This is a genomic window from Niveibacterium sp. 24ML (genome assembly GCF_026586805.1).
Taxonomy (GTDB): domain Bacteria; phylum Pseudomonadota; class Gammaproteobacteria; order Burkholderiales; family Rhodocyclaceae; genus Niveibacterium.
On sequence record NZ_JAPFHA010000005.1, the window covers coordinates 79,456 to 96,355 of the forward strand.

The following is a 16,900-nucleotide window of genomic DNA, read 5'->3' on the forward strand; positions in this document are numbered from 1 at the left end:
TCCAACTATGGCAGTTGTCACCCCTGAACAGATCCTTGACGACCTTTGTGATTCCGTTTCCGAAGCGCTGCGTGACGGCTATTTGAAGCTCGTCAGTTACGGTAAAGGCCAGGCGCGGCGGGAGTCGACGGAGAACGAAGAAAAGATCGGCAGTATCCTGCAGGCAACGGTCTCAAAGAATCCGCTCTTCAAAGGTGCGATGACATTCTCTGTTGCCCAGAATGGCAGCTGGTACGACTTTCTTGTGGAGTCGGGAGATGGGGGTATTTGGCTGCCCATCAACCTGAAGGTGTCTAGTTTGCGAGGAAACGACAACGTCGCATCGAAGGCCGGCCTCTACTATGCGATGACAGGTCAGCGCCCGGCGAATGCTGAAATCGCCAATTGGGAAGTCTTCTTCCAGAACCTCGCGGCCAACCTCAAACGTGAAGGCGCCACGAGCGATTACTATTTTCTCGTGGTCGAGAAGAGCAAAAAGGGTGTTGGGCGCGTCTTCTGGACAAGTTTGCTAAAGCTATGTGATGCACGCCCCAATGGGAGCAATCCACCGTTCCAAGCCAAGTGGAGCGCCAACATTGAGCGTTCCAGCCGATCGCGCAGCGAGGCGGTTGATTATCTGTTGAACGTTGTCGGACAGACCTTCGTCCTGCGGGCGAGGGCTTTGGACTCGTTTAAAAAGCACGTTGTGCCGTGCCTTAGCACAACGGTGCAGACGGAATGGAGCGGAGACGGTCCCGAGGTCGAGGGAGAAGTAGATTGAAGCGCAGACTTGATGTTGAGCGGTTGGGACAAGTCTTTACACCGCCGGCCGTTGTGAAACTCATGTTGGGCTTGCGCCAATGCCGGGGCCGCATTCTGGAGCCCAGTTGCGGCGACGGGGCGTTCTCGCGTCATCTGCCGGGCTGCGTGGCGATCGAGTTGGACCGACGTGTCGCGCCAGATTACGCGATTTGTGGCGACTTCTTCGCATATCCGACAAGCGAGAGATTTAGCACTGTGCTGGGCAACCCGCCCTACGTGAAGTATCAGGACATCAGCATTGAGACGCGGCGCCTGTTGGACGGTTCGCTTTTTGACGGCCGCAGCAACCTAGCGTTGTTCTTCATCGAGAAGGCGGTACGGCATCTTCAGCCGCACGGCGAACTTATCTTCATTGTGCCCCGCGAATTCATCAAACTGACGGCGGCGCGCAAGCTCAATCGTTGGCTATATGAAAACGGGACGATAACGCACTGGATCGAAACAGGCGACACGCGGCTCTTTGATGGTGCAGTCCCGAACTGCGCGATCTTTCGTTATGAGCTAGGCAACTTCACGCGGCAGACGCAGTTCCGCGAATGGCATGGAGACTGGCAGACGCGAGACTTCGTAGAGATGGATGGTCAGCTGACCTTCCCGCGTGAGCATCTGTCCGTACCCCTTGCCAGCCTATTTGAGGTCAAGGTGGGGGCGGTCTCGGGAGCCGATGGCGTTTTCGAGCACCCTGAGGGTAATGTGGAGTTTGTTTGCTCGAAGACGATCGATACGGGCCAGACTCGCCGCATGCTCTACAACGTTAAGCACGACGCACTTCAACCCTATCGCGCGCAGCTACTGCAGCGCCGGGTGCGCAAGTTTGATGACGCAAATTGGTGGATGTGGGGCCGAGCCTTCCACGACGCACCTGGCCGCCCCAGAATTTACGTCAATGGTCGCACTCGGCGTGCTGCCCCTTTCTTCACGCATCCTTGTGAGGCCTATGACGGCTCGATCCTTGCGCTCTTTCCCAAAGTCGAAGGCATGGACTTGGCCTATGCGATTAATCTCCTGAATAGCGCTGTCCCATGGCCGGACTTGGGGTTCGTTGTCGACGGCCGATTTGTCTTCAGTCAGCGCAGCCTGCAAACGCTCCTCCTGCCGGAGAGCTTCAATGCACTGCGTAGGCCTCGAGCTGTCTTGCATGAAGGTCAAGGTGCGGCCGCGCGTATCCGCAAGCGAGCCTGAGCCTGTGTGATGAGACCGCGGGCATGCGCGCGGGTGGGTCGGACCTTCGCCACACGGGGTAGCGTGACGACACGGCGGGTGTTCCCAACGACCGACTCGACCCCAACGCAGCATCGACAGGTGTACCGATCATGCCCACAGGCACTATCCGACTTCACCGTGTGCTGCGCGCGACGCCCGAGCGCGTCTATCGCGCGTTTCTGGATGCCGATGTGATGGCGAAGTGGCTACCGCCATATGGCTTCACCTGCAAGGTCCACCAACTCGACGCCACGGTTGGCGGCACTTACCGGATGAGCTTCACGAATTTCTCGAATGGCCACGGGCATTCCTTCGGTGGCGAGTATCTGGAGCTGGTGCCGTTCGAGAAGCTTCGCTACACCGACAAGTTCGACGACCCGAACCTGCCCGGCGAGATGCAGACGACGGTGACGCTGAAGCCCGTGTCCTGCGGCACCGAGATCAGCGTGGTGCAGGAAGGCGTTCCGGAGGTGATTCCGGTCGAGATGTGCTACCTCGGCTGGCAGGAGTCACTCGCGCAACTGGCGACGCTCGTCGAGCCCGATATCCCGGGCTGAGGCGCGATCCGCCCCTCACCGCAGAATCGCCCGCCCGTTTTACCGGCAGGTGGGCGACACGTCATAGCCGAGCGGCAGCTCGTAGGTGGGGCTGAGCAACGCGAAGCCCAACAGCTTCCGCTAATTCGAGGTTGCGTTGTGAATGTGTTGGTCTTCTCTGCTCTCATACCGCGCTACGTTTCCGACGGCCTGAATGACGAGAGGATCTCCAAGTGGCGCGGGTCGTTTCGACCCGCGCTGAGGCAAGGGTTGCCAAGGCTTTGGCACCAAAATGAGGGGCTACGCCCCCGGCGCAAGCTTGCAGGGGGCGTTTGAGCGAACTCAGCTCTGCGGGCCGTAGCCGCAGGTCGTCGCGTGTGCGGCATCACTGTAGACAGGGTAGCCCCAGGTCGCGCCGATGAAGTACATGCAACCGATGCGACCGTCTGCATTGCGGATCAAACGGTAGAAGTTCGCTCCGGAGACGAAGCGGTCATCGCCGATGCTGTAGAAGATGGTTGCGTTTTCCGGAGACGTTTCTTCGCTCATCAAGAGCCTGCCGTGATGGTCAACCGTGAAAAGCTTGGCTCGGGTTGCGCCGCTCCAGTCGGCGTACTCGTAGCGACCCGAAAGGGTGTGCGGATGCTCGACGCGGTTGGGGAAGGGGATAGCCAGCAGCTTGCGCTGGCTGGCCAGCCAGGTGAGGTTATCGGTGGTGAAGGCGTAGTTCGTAGTTCCCAGGTGGTCCGCGGCGGGGATGCGCCGGTAATCAACCGATACGTCGAACTCGCGAAGCAGGTTGACGACGAAGTCGCCATCTGCGACCCGTACGATCTCGTCGGCCACACCGTTGAAAACACGGAAGGGCGTCTCTTTGAGTTTGCGAAATCCTTTGCCGTATTCGCTTGCCGGAGGCGAACTGAAGAGTCCCGAGAACGCGCCGCCTGCAGGCATGACAGCCGAGAATCGGTGGGGGAAGGCGGCCGCCATCGCGTAGGCACCATAGCCACCCATACTGAAACCGCTCAGGCTGATTCGTGTCGGGTCAATCAGGTACTTGGATTGAGCGTCTTTGATGACGGCGTCGATGAACGCTTCGTCGTGGCCCCATCCGCCTTCAAGCGGTGAGACGACGATTGCCGGAACATCAGCAATTCCGTGAGCAATTGCATAGTTGACGCCATCACCGCGGAGTTCTTCCATCGTCTTCTGGCCGGAGGCCGAGGAGCCATGGAGGTACACCACCATTGGCCATACGCGTCCTCGCATGTCGAACCGACCAGAGGGCGTGTTGGCAAAGCCTTTTGGCAAGTACACCAGGTACTGCGACGACATCCCGACCGGCGTGGCCAGTGTCTGCGTTACGAAGCTTCCTGCAGACGCCGTGGGGGTCGTTTGATCCGCCGCTGCAACGGCGCGTGCTTGCACGCTTGGTTCCGCGGACGCTTGGGCTGTGGGGTTGCTGGCGGGTGTGTCTCCACCTCCACCGCAAGCCGCCAGCGCCGTTACCGATAGAAGCAGCGCAATGCGTAGACTCGCCGAAGCGGCGAAAAGTCGATCGATCTTCATTCCAACTCTCCTGTCATCGTTATATGTTGTCCAACGGCACGACGGCACATTGTTGCGGGGACGTCGAGTCCGCATTGCATGGTATTGGCACCTGAATGTTGATTGCATTTCAGTGCGAGCAGGACGTGAGCTTTTACACACGTGACCTCACTCACATGAACAGGTGCTGACAACGCGCAAAGCACGGCGAGTGCGAGCACCAGAGTCGGCGACCGTCTTGAAGGGCGACTGCCGTCCTGTGGCAATCAACTTAGCCTGTGTTCACAATTAGTCAAATCGTTTGACTGCGCATGCCAGTTGCACAAAGGACAAGTAGCTGGCATCAAGCTTGTCGTAGCGGGTGGCGATCCGTCGGTATTGCTTGATGCGATTGAAGAAGCGCTCGATCAGGTTGCGTCGCCGGTAGAGCTTGCGGCTGAACCGACGCGGCTCAATGCGATTGGCGCGGGGTGGAATCACCGCCTTGGCGCCGTTCGCTTTGATCGCATCAACGAAGGCGTCGGCGTCGTATCCCTTGTCGGCGATGAGCGCCCCGAGCGGCAATGCTTCAACCAGCTCGTGTGCGCAGGCGATATCGGCAATCTGTCCGGCAGTCAGGATCACCCGCAAGGGATGCCCCAGCGCATCGACCGCCAAATGCAGCTTGGTGCTCAATCCGCCACGGGATCGGCCGAGCGCTTGCGGCCCGGCTTTTTTTGGGCGCCGGCCGCATGCTGATGGGCCCGCACGATGGTCGAGTCGATCAGCACTTGCTTGAGTTGCGCGTCAGCGGCCAACGCCTGAGCAATGCGTTCCCACAGGCCAGCATCGCGCCAGCGTGCGAAGCGAACATAGGTCGAGTGCCAGTTGCCCAGTTGGGTGGGGAGATCGCGCCATGGGCTACCGGTCCGCGCGATCCAGAGCACTGCTTCGACAAATTTCCGATTGTCCGCTGCGGTTCGACCTCGATCGCCTGCTTTCCCGGGAAGAAACCCTTCGATCTTCTTCCACTGCCTATCACTCAACACGCTGCGATTCATCCTGATTTCTGCGCAAAGAGCAGGATGTAAACACAAATCATCAAATGTGAACAGATCCTGGTGATGGGGGCGAGGATGCGCCACCTATCACGATGCGCGCGCCCCGATCCGGTTCAATCAGTACAAGCGCACCGCGCTGTCGAACTGCCAGGTGCGGCGGATCTCGATCACGTCGTACTGGCGCGCGAGGATGCGCGAAAAGGCGGGGTAGGGGGCGTGGCTTTGCACGATGCGGCGCACCGCTTCGTCTACCTCGGGCAGGCCGCTGGACACCTCGATCTTAATCGACTCGACGCTGCCATCGCTGCGCATGGCCACCGTCACCATCGGCGGCGTGTGGCGGAGTTTGCCGAGCTCCTGCACGGTGTCGGTCGGGGTGTTGAGCTGGATGCGGCGCGCCCAGGCTTCGGCGTACTGCACCAGCGCGGCGTTCGGATCGGTGCGGCCCCACAGCCGCACGCGGCGCGCGGTGCTCAGCGAGTAGGGCAGATCGTTCGGCGTGGGCGATGCCTGGGTGGCGGCCTGGCGCCGGGCGGCTTCTTCGTCGAGCTGGCGGCCCATGGCACGGCGGCGCGCTTCGCGCTGCTCGTTTTCGTCCTGCTCGGCTTTCGCCGCCGCCGCGCGCGCGGCATCGCGCCGCGCCGCTTCCTGGCGCTCACTTTCCACTTTGGCCGCTGCGACCCGGGCGGCATCGCGTCGCTCGCCGTCAAGGCGTTCGGCCTCTGCGCGCGCGGCGGCCTGACGTGCCTCTTCGATACGCCTGGCCTCGGCCTGCGCAGCTGCCACCCGGGCGGCCTCACGGCGCTCGGCTTCAAGCCTTGCCGCTTCGGCGCGTTCGGCCGTCTGGCGCGCTTCTTCCTGACGCTGGGCTTCGGCCTTGGCGGCGGCCACCCGCGCGGCTTCGCGTCGTTCGGCCTCGGCACGCGCTGCCGCCTGGCGTGCGTCTTCCTGCCGCTGGGCTTCGAGTTGCGCGGCGGCAAGGCGGGCCGCTTGTCGGCGTTCGGCTTCCAGCCGCTGTTGCTCGGCCCGTGCGGCGGCTTGCCGCGCTTCTTCCTGCCGCAGCGCTTCGGCCTTGGCGGCGGCAAGCAGTGCTGCCTCGCGGCGCGCCGCCTCAAGGCGTTCGGCCTCGGCGCGCGCAGCGGCAAGGCGGGCGTCTTCGAGGCGCTGCGCCTCCAGTCTGGCTGCCGCCTGGCGGGCCGCTTCGCGGCGCTCGGCCTCGGCACGCGCGGCGGCCTCGCGGGCTTCGTCCAGGCGCTTGGCTTCGGCCTTCGCGGTGGCCAGCCGGGTCGCTTCGCGCCCCTCGGCCTCAAGGCGGTCGGCTTCGGTGCGCAGGGCGGCTTCGCGGGCTTCTTGCAGGCGTTGCGCTTCGAGCTTCGCCGCAGTCTGCCTTGCGGCCTCACGCTGCGCGGTTTCGAGGCGCTTCGCCTCGGCGCGCGCGGCGGCTTCGCGCGCTTCTTCCTGCCGTTGGGCTTCAAGCCGGGCGGCTGCAAGCCGCTCGGCCTCGCGTGCCGCGGCGGCCTGCCGTTCGGCTTCCCGCTTCTGTGCTTCGCGCTCTGCGGCGATCTTGCGTGCAGCCTCGTTACGTTCGGCCGCCTGTCGTTCGGCTTCGGCCTGGGCGTCCGCGCGCCGGGCTTCTTCAAGCCTTTGCGCTTCCAGCTTTGCTGCCGCAAGACGCGCCGCTTCGCTACGTTCGACTTCCATTCGCGCCGCCTCGGCGAGTACCGGGTCCGATTGCTCCGCAGGGGCGGCTGCAGCGCCGGTGGGTGCCACGGCGCCGGGAGGCTGGACGATCGCTTCGGCCACGGCCGGCGCGGTGTCGCTGGGGGCGGATTCGCCTGCGTCCTGCGCCGAAGGGTCGCGCAATGCGCCGGGTGAGCGGGTATTGCTGGCGCCGGGATTGGCCGGTGGGGGCGGTACAAGGAAGGCCGGGTTCTCCGACTTTTCCAGCGCAATCAGCGCCACGCTCGGCGTTGTTGGCGGGGCGGTGGCGGGGGCCGGGCTCTCGGGGATCAACTGGTGGCCTGAATCCGGCGTCTTCGAAGCGGGCGCTTTTGCGATGCGGCTGAGCCGCGGCAGATTCAGGATCGGGGCCTGGCGCTCGGGCGGCGGCGTGGCCGCATCATCGCTGCGTGCCTGACCGTCGGAATCAAGCCTTTGCGGGGCGGTGATCGGTGGTAGCGCGGTGAGTCCGTTTTCGACTGGCGCAGGCTTCAAGACCACCCGCAAGTCTTGCGCCGCGGCCCAGCGCTGCTGCCAGGGGATCTGCAGGCCAGGCAGGCCGAAGCCCTGCCCCCCGAAACTCAGGCTCAAAAGCAGCGCGTGCGCGAGCAGCGAGATCAGCAGCGAGAAGGTCAGCCGTCTGCGTTCAGCGTTCATGCATTGGGCCGGCGGGGTTTCCGGCCGGTGGAGTCAAGGGAGCCGAGTGCCTTGGCGGGCGCGCGGAAACGGCAAGCATAGTGCCAAAGCGCGGGGCCGACGTGGACGCGGGCGCATGCTGTTGTTGTTTGCGCAATCGCGCGGCGGTTTTCAGGGCAGTGGCGGAATCGACAGGAAGAAATCCCAGATCACGTCGTTGGCGATGATCGCCTGGCTCGGTTGCTGCCCGGAGCGCGTGGCGCCACCGCCGGGCCAGCTGTGCTTGCCGTCTTCGGTGACGCACAGCTCGACCTTGGCGCCGCCCTTGCAGCCCTCGTGCACTTCGCAGCGCGCGCCGGCACGGACGAGCACTGCGCGTGGGGTGCCGCTGCACTGGTTGCGTGCGACCCAGTTCGAGATGGTTTGCGGCACGGACACGAACTGCGTGACCTTGCTCTCGTCGCGGAATGCACCCGGCCCAGCGCCCCCCTCGAACAGCACATGGTCATCGTTGCGGGCGTGGATATGCAGGATCGAAATCGGCCGCGCCGGCGCGCAGGAGAGGGTGTTGTCGGTGCCCGCAACCGCCGCGATGCCAGCGAAGAGATCGCTTGCCTCGCAGGCCAGCCGGTGGCTCAACATGCCGCCGTTGGACATGCCGATTGCGAAGATGCGTCCGGCGTCGACCGCGTAGCGCCGCTGCAGGTCGGCGACCACGGTACGCGCGAAGGCGACATCGTCGACCCGCGCATCGCGCGCCTTGCCGCAACACGCCCCGGCGTTCCAGGTCGCAAGCTTGTCGCCCAGCGCGCCGGTGCCGTTGGGGAAGGCGACGATGAAGCCGGCACGATCGCTCTTGCCGACGATGCCGTAGTGCTCGTCCTTGGCTATGTGCTGCATGTCGCCGCCGCCACCATGGAAAGCGAGAATCAGCGGCGTTGGCCGCGCAGGGTTGTAGCTGGCCGGGAGATGCACCAGGTAGCGCCGCGCCGTGCCGCCGACGTCGATGCTGTGCTCGCTGGTGCTGCCCGCGGTCGCAGCCGGATTTCGCCGCTGCTTCAGAAACTCGCGTAGCGGCCCGTCGGCGTGGGCCTTGGCGCTCAGCAGTCCGGCGATCGCAATCAAGCCGATTGCGCAGCGCAGGGCATGGCGGTCAAGTAGTCGCGGCATGGTGGTGCTCCTCATTGCAAAGCCGTTCCTCATCGGGCGCGGGTGCCACGGGCAATCGGCCCCCATGCTATCGGCGCGGGTGGCGGCTGTCATGCGCCGAGATGAGCCGTGCCCTGCGGTGTTACGGCTGCTCTGCCCGGAACACGTCACAACTGCGCGCATCGGGCAGTGCTGCCGCTGGCGCGTTGAGCAGCGCGGCCGGAAAAGCCGTGCGCCATTGCTCGGGTGAATGCGTGTGTGGCCACCAGCGCAGCGTCACCGTGTGGCCTTTGGCGTGCAGGCGTAGCGCGAAGCACGCCGTGGCGAGCGCAAACGGCGGTTCGAGCGCGCCCGCGCTGAGGTCGAAACGCGCGCCCGGCGCATCGGGAATGGCGTATTGCGACACCATGATCGGCGACATCACGATGGCGCGCCCGAACAGTTCGGGGTGGCGCAGCGCCATTGCGGCGGCCCAGTCCGCACCGTTTGAAAAGCCGGCAAGCGTTCGGTCTGCGGGTGTGTTGCTGGCGCCGAAGTTTGATTCGGCCCAGGGCAGAAGCGTTTCGATGATGAAGCGTTCATGCGCCGCAAAGCGCGCGGGGTTGCTCGGCAGGCCCTCGTGCTTCGGAAAGTCCACGTACTCGGCAAAGCGCTCCGCCGGATCGGCCTCGATCCCGACCACCACCATTGCCGGCAGGCGGCCCGACTGCATGGCCGTGAGCAGTTCGTCGCCAAAGTGCGCCGCACCGTCTGCGATGTAGATGACCGGGTAGCGCTGGCTGGCTGCGTGTCCTGGCGGCAGCCAGACCTTCACCTGGCGGCCTTGCGCAAAATGACGGCTCGGCAGCGTGACGGTTTCGACTGCGCCTCGTTGGGCGCTGCGCGGCAGGGCTTCGGGGCCGCTGAAGTGAATTGTGTCGTGAAGCTCATCGCCTCCTGCGCGGGTGGCGATGAAGGTGAAGCGCTCGGTCAGCGATGCAAGATGCGGAACCCGCACACTGGCCGCCCATTCGTCCACTGCAACGGGATGCAGTGCGAGTGCGTAGTTGCCATAAGTGCCTTCAACCTGCACCGCGGAGGCGGCCCCGCGCCAGCGAAGATTTAGCGTATCGCCACGGTGGAGAATCCGCCCGCCGCTAAAGTCATGCGGCGGCTCGGGCCTGTTCGTCGCGCTTGTCAGGCAGGCGAGGTAGGGCATAGCCGTGCTGGCCGAGCAGTCCGGCAAGCTGCTCTGATCCGCACTGGCCTTGGCGAGCCAGAATCCTGTGAGCAGCGCAAGGCAGGCCGGCGTGAGCCTTTGGCGCATCCGGTGGGGAAGGGCGCAATTCAAACGCGACTGGCGGCCGGAGATCGGCGCCGCGATCGACATCGCCAAGGCGAAAAACAGCCCGAGGGCTACCTGGCCCATGCTCATGCTGCGTTCCATCGGCGCTGCCCTACCCGGCAATCCGGCCAAGATTCGTCACCCATGCATCGGCCGCGCGCGCGCTGAGCGTCACTGCATTGCTGCTTCCAGCCAGCCGAACTTCGAAGCGCGGCGCTTCAGGTGCGTCGGGATAGCTGCCCGTGCGTAGCCCGATCATCAGTTCGCCCTTGGCCTCGTCCCACTTGAGTTCGGTGGTGGCGTATTCGCCGTGCTCGTAGTGGTAGCCGTCGCCGGCGTCTTCGTAGAGCGTGAAGCTGGCGTCGGCGCCGGGGTAGACCCGCAGTTCCAGCGCCCGCCCAATCTGTTCCTCGCTGCGGGTGACGGCGTCGCCAAGCGGCAGGATGCTGCCTGCGCGGACGAAGAGCGGGATCTGCGAAATCGGCGTTGGCACCGTGAGCGTCTGCCCGCCGGTGTGGTGTTCGCCGCTGTGGAAGTCGACCCAGTTGCAGCCGGCGGGCAGGTAGACCTGGCGCCTTGGCGGGACGAGTTCGCTCTTCGGTGCGTGGCCGGGCCGGCGCCAGGACAGGCTGATCTGCGCGGCGCCCTGGTGGTGGAAGTAGTCGACGCGCAGGGGCAGCGCTGTGCCGGCCAGCAGGGTGCGGCGCACCGTCCAGGTAGCGAAGCCCTGCTTGTGCCAGCCGTCGATCAGCAGTTCGTCGCCCAGCCACAGGCGGCGGCCGTCGTTGCCGGCGAGCAGGAATTCGTAGTCGCCGCTTTCGGGCACTGTGAGTTCGGCTTCCCAGCGCAGGCTGTAGTCGGCGAAGGGCAAGCCCGGCGGCGGGCCGCCAGCCCAGTTGCCGCTCAGTTCGTCCATGCGTTTGTCGAACACCGGCGTGTCGAAGTCGCAGCCGGTGAAGCCGCGCCATGCGAGTCCGGGCGCGCCGTCGGGCGCACGCAGGTGTTCAGCCGGGATCACTTCGGCTTCGCGGCGTGGCTCGAAGAACATCGGTTCGAGCACCGGGCAGACCATGATCGCCGGGCCGAACATGAACTGGTCGGCGATGCCGTAGGTGGCCGGGTCGGCGCGGAAATCCATCGCGAGCGGGCGCATCAGCGTGCCGCCGTTCTGCGTGATGTCCCAGGCGATCGAGTAGATGTAGGGCAGCAGCCGGTAGCGCAGTTGTGCGGCGGCGAGCAGGGCTTCGTAGGTGTCGCTGCCCGGTTCGCCGAAGTGCCATGGCTCGCGCGCTGTGTTGGTGCCGTGCGAGCGGAACAGCGGGCAGAAGGCGCCGTACTGGAACCAGCGCACGTAAAGCTCCCGGTAGGCCGGATCGGCGTTGCCATCGGGGAAGCGGGCGCCGAGCCCGGTGGTGAAGAAGCCGCCGATGTCGGTGGTCCAGTAGGGCATGCCGGCGGCGGCGAAGTTCAGGCCCGCGGCGACCTGTTCGCGCAGCACCTTCCAGGTGGCCGCGATGTCGCCGGACCAGCTTGCCGCCGCGTAGCGCTGTTGCCCGGCAAAGCCCGAGCGCGACAAGGTGAACACCCGCTTGCCGCTGTTCATGGCGCGCTGGCCTTCGTACACCCCGCGTGCGGTGTACAGCGAATAGCCGTTGAGTACGCGGCGCCAACTGCCGAGCGCGGTGTCGCGCTGCGCGTAGCAGGCCTTCACACCGTCCATCAGATCGTGGGTGGAGACGAACTCCGGCTCGGTGCCGTCCATCCACAAGGCATCGACGCCTTTGTCGATGAGCCCGCGCTTCACATGCTTCCAGTAGATCGCGCGGCCTTGTTCGTTGAAGGCGTCGTAGATGTGGCCCTTGGCCCAGTGTGGCGATTCGAACAGCTCGCCGGCCGCCTTGAGCTCATCGAACAGCGCGCAGCCTTCGCCCACCACCGGCCACAGCGTGGTCATCAGGCGCAGGTGATGCTGCGCGTGCAGCGCGCGGATCATCCCCTCCGGGTCGGGGAAGACGGTGTCGTCCCACTCCATGCAGCTCCAGGGTTTGTCGCCCCAGTACTTCCAGTCCTGGATCAGCGCGTCGATCGGGAAGCCGGTGTCGCGGAATCGCTGCGCTGTGGCGAGCAGCTCGGCGCGGTCGACATAGCGTTCCTTCGATTGCCAGTAGCCGTAGGCCCAGCGGGGGAACAGCGGCGCCGCGCCGGTGAGCTGGCGGAAGCCGGCGACGATGCGGTCGAAGTCCGGCCCCCACACGACGTAGTAGCGGATGCCGTCGGCGCAGTCGCTCGCGAAGCTAAATTTTCCGTCTGCACTTTTGAATCGCGTCAGCGCCATCGAATCCCACAGGATGCCGAAACCTGCGGTGGACACGAGAAACGGCACGGCAATGCCCTGGTTCGACTGCGCCAGCAAGACCTCGCGATTGCGCCAGTCCCACGCGCCGCCGGGGTACTGGCCGAGTCCGAACAGCGCGTGAGCCGGGTCCGCCTGAAAGGTCTGTGAAACCGCAAGTGCCTCGTCGCCGGGCAAGCACTGGTGCTCGCCTGCCGTGAGCCATGTCGTGCCATCGGGGCCGGTGAAATGCAGCGTCTCATCTTGCCACCGCAGGCGCAGCGGGGCGTTCTCGTCGATGGCGCCTGCAAGCAGCGCGGCGGCTTGCGGCAAAACGAACAAGGAGTCCGTGAGCACGTGGCCGTCCGGTGTGATGCTGACGCTGATGATGTTTGCGGTCACCGCGTGGGCCGACAAGTGTGCAGACCGAACGCGCTTGCTCAGGATGATCATGGTTTACCCCTATCCGTGCCGGTTCTCTCGTCGGTGAACGCCGAGGCTGCAACAGGGGAAAACTGTGCTTTCTGGCAAAAATGACGGTTGCGTGACGCACGTCTGCTCTTGCTCAAGGCCGCCGGAAGCTCGCCCCTCTAATCTGCGCTACCCCGACCCCCCCTGTAAGCACTTCGTGCTTGCGGCAATCGACACGATAAGGACCCCCCATGCCAAACGCAATCCGACGCGCGCTCCTTGCCATTGCCATCTTCGCCAGCCTTGCCGCAAAGGCCAGCGAAACCCATGGCGTGACCGAAAAGGAAATCCTCATCGGCCAGACGGCCGCGCAGAGCGGCGCCGCCGCAGAGCTGGGCCGCGATGTGCGGATCGGCATCGACGCCTGCTTCAAGGAAGTGAACGCCAAGGGTGGCGTCAATGGCAGGCAGCTCAAGCTGGTGTCGCTCGACGACGGTTATGACCCCGCGCGCGCTGCGGCCAACGCCAAGCAGCTGATCGAGAAGGACAAGGTTTTCGCCCTGCTCGGCAATGTCGGCACGCCGACTGCACTGGCGGTGCTGCCGATCATGAACGAAGCCAAGGTGCCGCTGGTGGGGCCGTACACCGGGGCCGAATCGCTGCGCGGGCCGGACAGCGGCCTTATCTTCCATGTGCGCGCCAGCTACGGGGACGAGGCGCAGGCGATCATCAAGTCGATTGCCAACCCGGCCGGCCGACGCCTGGCGGTGATGTACCAGAACGATGCCTTCGGCAAGGCCGGCCTCGCCGACGTCGAGCGCGAACTGGCGCGGCTGAAGGTTGGACTGGTCGCCAAGGCCACCGTGGAACGCAATTCCACCGATGTCAGCGCCGCGGTGGACGCGATCACCCGCGCCAACGCCGATGGCGTGATCGTCATGAGTGCCTACAAATCCACCGCCGCCTTCGTGCGCGAGATCAAGCGCCGCGATCCGCAGTCGACCATGCAGTACTGGGCGGTGTCCTTCGTGGGCGGCAAGCAGCTGGCCACCGAACTGGGGCAGGACGGCCGCGGCGTAACCGTGTCGCAAGTCGTGCCCTTCCCCTGGGGCGATGTGATTCCGGTGGTGCGCGAGCACGCCAAGGCGGTGCCCGCCGAGCAGGTGTCCTTTGCCACGCTTGAGGGCTACATCGCTGCCCGCGTGATGGTCGAAGGCCTCAAGCGCGCCGGCCGCAACCCCACCCGGGATGGCCTGGTGCAGGCGCTGGGCGCCGCCGGCAAGATCGACGTCGGCGGCTTCGCGGTGCAGTACTCACCGAACGAGCGCAAGGGCTCGCACATGGTTGATCTGACCATGATCGGCCGTAACGGCTTCATTCGCTGATCGGCTTCGCCACGCCGGGGGTGAGACTCGCCCCGGCTTGGCGGATAATCGGCGCGGATGCGACGCCGCACCGCCCGGTGCCGATGTGTCGCCGCTTCGATCAGGAGTCTGAATGCCGCGCCGCTACTGCCTTGTTATCGCATTGCTGCTTTGCACTGCCGCGCCGCTCGCGAGCGCTGCGCCGCTCAAGATCCTTGGCTTCGAAGACATGTCCTGCGTGGCCTGGAATGCGTCGAAGTCCGATGCCGAATTGCGTGCGCAGTACATTGCCTGGGTGCGCGGCTTCCTCAGCGGCCACAACTACGGGCGGCAGGGCGAGCAGGTGTCGGTGATCTCCAACGGTACCGTCGAGACCTACGTCAATCGCTACTGCGCCGAGAAAACCCGCAGCAGCTTCGCCGAAGCGGCGCAGCGGATGAGCGATCAGTACTCCGGCCGCAACGCGGCCATCACCAAATGAAAAAAGGCCGCAGAAGCGGCCTTTTTCGTAGGCGTTGCGCTCAGAGCTTGGGGATGCGGATGCGGCTAATCATCAGTGAGCCGGAAACCGCAAACATCAGCGCCAGCGGGTGCAGCATGAAGCCGCCAATCGTCACCACGCCGCCCCACAGCGCGGCGCCAAGCGCATCGTTCGCCGCCGCCGCGGCCAGCACCGCCACCAGCGCGAACGAGGTGGGAATCGGCGTGCCTTCGAAGTGCTTCACCTTGCCCGCATCGTCGCTCATCGATTCGGCGGTGACGTTGTAGCGCGCCAGGCGGGACACGCCGCAGGCCACGAAAAAGACCAGGATGACGCGGTCCCACAGGCCCTGCATGCCGGCCGCGTAAGCGATTGCCGCCGGTGCCACGCCGAAGGAGATGACGTCGGCGAGCGAGTCGAGCTCACGCCCCATCGCCGAGCTCTTCTGCCGCCAGCGCGCGATGCGGCCGTCGAGCACATCGAACACCAGCGCCAGCGGGATCAGCGCGCAGGCGAAGTAGAAGTGCTTCACCTCCTGCAACTGCAGGTAGCTCATCACCGCAAACAACGCCCCGACGCCGCAGCAGGCATTGCCCAGCGTGAACCAGTCCGCGAGGTGGAACTCGCGGATCATCGAAAAGGGCTTGGGTTTGTTCATGACTTCAGAAGCTCCGTGAAGCGTGCGCTCAGGCGGCGCCAAGCGAGGCCATCGCCTCGCCCATGCGGATCGCGCCGGTGGGGGCCCACGCCGGGTTGAAACGCAGCGGGCCCTTGGGGAAGAGCATCACGACGGTGGAGCCGAGCAGGAAGCGGCCCATTTCGGCACCCTTTTCCAGCACGATGTTCTGGTCGTCGTAGCGCCATTCGCGCACTTGGCCGGGGCGCGGCGGATTGACCACGCCATGCCACACGGTGGCCATGCTGCCGACGATGGTGGCGCCCACCAGCGTCAGCACGAAGGGGCCGGCATCGGATTCGAATACGCACACCACCCGCTCGTTGCGCGCGAACAGGCCCGGCACGCCACGCGCAGTGGTCGGGTTCACCGAAAACAGATCGCCCGGCACATGAATCATCCGCGTCAGGCGGCCCCTGGCTGGCATGTGGATGCGGTGGTAATCGCGCGGGCTCAGGTAGAGCGTGGCGAAGTGGCCGTCGTCGAATTGCTTCGCCAGCTGCGCATCGCCGCCGACCAGCGCGGTGGTCGAGTACTGGTGGCCCTTGGCCTGGAAGATCTGGTCGCGTTCGATCGGGCCGAACTGGCTGATCGCGCCATCCACCGGGCACAGCAGATCGGCGTCGGCGAAGGGGCGCGCATCGGGCTTGAGGGCGCGGGTGAAGAACTCGTTGAAGCTCGGGTAGCTGGTGATGTCCGGGTTGGCCGCCTCGGCCATGTTCACCTGGTAGCGGGCGACGAAGCGGCGGATCACGGCGTGCGTCAGCCCGCCGCCCTGCCAGGACGCAAACGCGCCGGCGAGCCGGGTCAATGCCAGTTTGGGCAGCAGGTATTGGGGCAGGACTTTATGGCGGTCGGACACGGGGCTTCCTGTTCGGTGTTGGGGGGCGTGGGCAGGCTCAGGCGCGCGGCAGCTGGGTTTCGGCGTAGAGCGCCGCGCCCACGATACCGGCCTGGTTGAGGAAGCTGGCTGCCACGACCGGCGCTTTCACGGTGATCTGTTCGGAGAACTTTTCCAGCTTCGCGCTGGCGCCACCGCCGAGGATGATCAGATCGGGCCAGAACAGCGCCTCCATCGTGCTCAGGTAGGTGTTGAAGCGGATGCCCCAGCCCTTCCATTTCAGGCCGTCGCGGTCGCGTGCCGCTTCCGACGCGAAGACCTCTGCTTCCAGCCCGTTGGCGAGCAGGATGTGGCCCAGCTCGGTGTTCGGCAGCAATTGCCCGTTGGTGAAGAAGGCGGTGCCCAGGCCGGTGCCGATGGTCACGATCAGCACCACGCCGTTATGGTCGCGCCCGGCGCCGAAGCGCATCTCGGCCAGCCCGGCCACGTCGGCGTCGTTCGCGAGGTAGCAGGGGCAGCCCGTCTGCTCGGCAAAGTAGTCGGCCACCGACAGCCCGATGAAGGATTTGTCGATGTTGGCGGCGGTGCGCGCCACGCCATGCTGGATCGCCGCCGGGAAGCCGATGCCGACCGGGCCATCCCAGTCGTGCTGGCGCACCAGTTCGCGCAGCGTCAGGCCCACCGCTTCAGGCGTGGCAGGTTGCGGGGTTTCAAGGCGGATACGTTCGCTCAGCAGTTGGCCGGTTTCGGTATCGACGATTGCGCCCTTGATGCCCGAACCACCGATGTCTACGCCCAGAATTTTCATGTGAGGTCTCCGCTGCCCGCGTGGCCAGTTT

The 16,900-nt window shown here is 65.1% G+C and carries 13 protein-coding genes and 1 pseudogene; 5 read left to right on the forward strand and 9 right to left on the reverse strand.

From position 1 onward, the window contains the following. Window positions 1-7 precede the first annotated feature (7 nt). The 3 genes from OPU71_RS06000 to OPU71_RS06010 all read left to right on the forward strand — a co-directional run bounded on the left by OPU71_RS06000 (window position 8) and on the right by OPU71_RS06010 (window position 2,561). Window positions 8-760 carry a hypothetical protein gene (locus OPU71_RS06000; protein WP_267726160.1) on the forward strand — a complete coding sequence of 251 codons (753 nt, stop codon included), beginning with the start codon at window positions 8-10 and terminating at the stop codon, window positions 758-760. Then, the gene (locus OPU71_RS06005; RefSeq protein ID WP_324256037.1) at window positions 757-1,983 is read left to right on the forward strand and encodes a class I SAM-dependent methyltransferase; all 1,227 of its coding nucleotides are present in this window, start codon (window positions 757-759) and stop codon (window positions 1,981-1,983) included. The genes OPU71_RS06000 and OPU71_RS06005 overlap by 4 nt, the downstream gene beginning before the upstream one ends. A 131-nt stretch (window positions 1,984-2,114) precedes the next feature. Then, on the forward strand, window positions 2,115-2,561 hold the full coding sequence (locus OPU71_RS06010; protein WP_267726165.1) for an SRPBCC family protein: 447 nt from the start codon (window positions 2,115-2,117) through the stop codon (window positions 2,559-2,561). A gap of 321 nt (window positions 2,562-2,882) precedes the next feature. On the opposite strand, the gene OPU71_RS06015 is transcribed toward OPU71_RS06010, so the two are convergent. The 6 genes and pseudogenes from OPU71_RS06015 to OPU71_RS06040 form a co-directional block, all read right to left on the reverse strand. Then, the gene (locus OPU71_RS06015) at window positions 2,883-4,109 is read right to left on the reverse strand and encodes a hypothetical protein (RefSeq protein ID WP_267726167.1); all 1,227 of its coding nucleotides are present in this window, start codon (window positions 4,107-4,109) and stop codon (window positions 2,883-2,885) included. 267 nt (window positions 4,110-4,376) lie between these two features. Continuing rightward, window positions 4,377-5,128, reverse strand: a pseudogene (locus tag OPU71_RS21330) (IS5 family transposase). 117 nt (window positions 5,129-5,245) lie between these two features. After that, window positions 5,246-7,504, reverse strand: a complete 2,259-nt coding sequence (locus tag OPU71_RS06025) for a TonB C-terminal domain-containing protein (RefSeq protein ID WP_267726169.1) — start codon at window positions 7,502-7,504, stop codon at window positions 5,246-5,248. A gap of 150 nt (window positions 7,505-7,654) precedes the next feature. Continuing rightward, window positions 7,655-8,653, reverse strand: coding sequence for an alpha/beta hydrolase family esterase (locus OPU71_RS06030; RefSeq protein WP_267726173.1), 999 nt, complete (start codon window positions 8,651-8,653; stop codon window positions 7,655-7,657). 121 nt (window positions 8,654-8,774) lie between these two features. Continuing rightward, entirely contained in the window at window positions 8,775-10,046 is a 1,272-nt protein-coding gene (locus OPU71_RS06035; RefSeq protein WP_267726175.1) for an alpha/beta hydrolase, read from the reverse strand. A gap of 22 nt (window positions 10,047-10,068) precedes the next feature. Next, window positions 10,069-12,741, reverse strand: coding sequence for a TIM-barrel domain-containing protein (locus tag OPU71_RS06040; protein WP_267726178.1), 2,673 nt, complete (start codon window positions 12,739-12,741; stop codon window positions 10,069-10,071). 209 nt (window positions 12,742-12,950) lie between these two features. Between OPU71_RS06040 and OPU71_RS06045 the strand changes: the two genes are divergently transcribed. Beyond that, window positions 12,951-14,084 carry an ABC transporter substrate-binding protein gene (locus OPU71_RS06045; protein ID WP_267726180.1) on the forward strand — a complete coding sequence of 378 codons (1,134 nt, stop codon included), beginning with the start codon at window positions 12,951-12,953 and terminating at the stop codon, window positions 14,082-14,084. A gap of 112 nt (window positions 14,085-14,196) precedes the next feature. Continuing rightward, window positions 14,197-14,544, forward strand: coding sequence for a hypothetical protein (locus OPU71_RS06050; RefSeq protein WP_267726182.1), 348 nt, complete (start codon window positions 14,197-14,199; stop codon window positions 14,542-14,544). A 40-nt stretch (window positions 14,545-14,584) separates the two neighbouring features. Here OPU71_RS06050 and pssA read toward each other — a convergent pair whose 3' ends face one another. From pssA to ppgK, 3 genes are read right to left on the reverse strand one after another with little or no spacing between them, the layout of a single operon-like run. Beyond that, complete coding sequence (pssA, locus tag OPU71_RS06055) at window positions 14,585-15,202, reverse strand: CDP-diacylglycerol--serine O-phosphatidyltransferase (protein WP_267726184.1); 618 nt, start codon at window positions 15,200-15,202, stop codon at window positions 14,585-14,587. A gap of 28 nt (window positions 15,203-15,230) precedes the next feature. Next, on the reverse strand, window positions 15,231-16,082 hold the full coding sequence (asd, locus tag OPU71_RS06060) for an archaetidylserine decarboxylase (RefSeq protein WP_267726186.1): 852 nt from the start codon (window positions 16,080-16,082) through the stop codon (window positions 15,231-15,233). Window positions 16,083-16,119: 37 nt separating this feature from the next. Continuing rightward, entirely contained in the window at window positions 16,120-16,869 is a 750-nt protein-coding gene (gene ppgK / locus OPU71_RS06065) for a polyphosphate--glucose phosphotransferase (protein WP_267726188.1), read from the reverse strand. Between the last annotated feature and the right edge of the window lie 31 nt (window positions 16,870-16,900).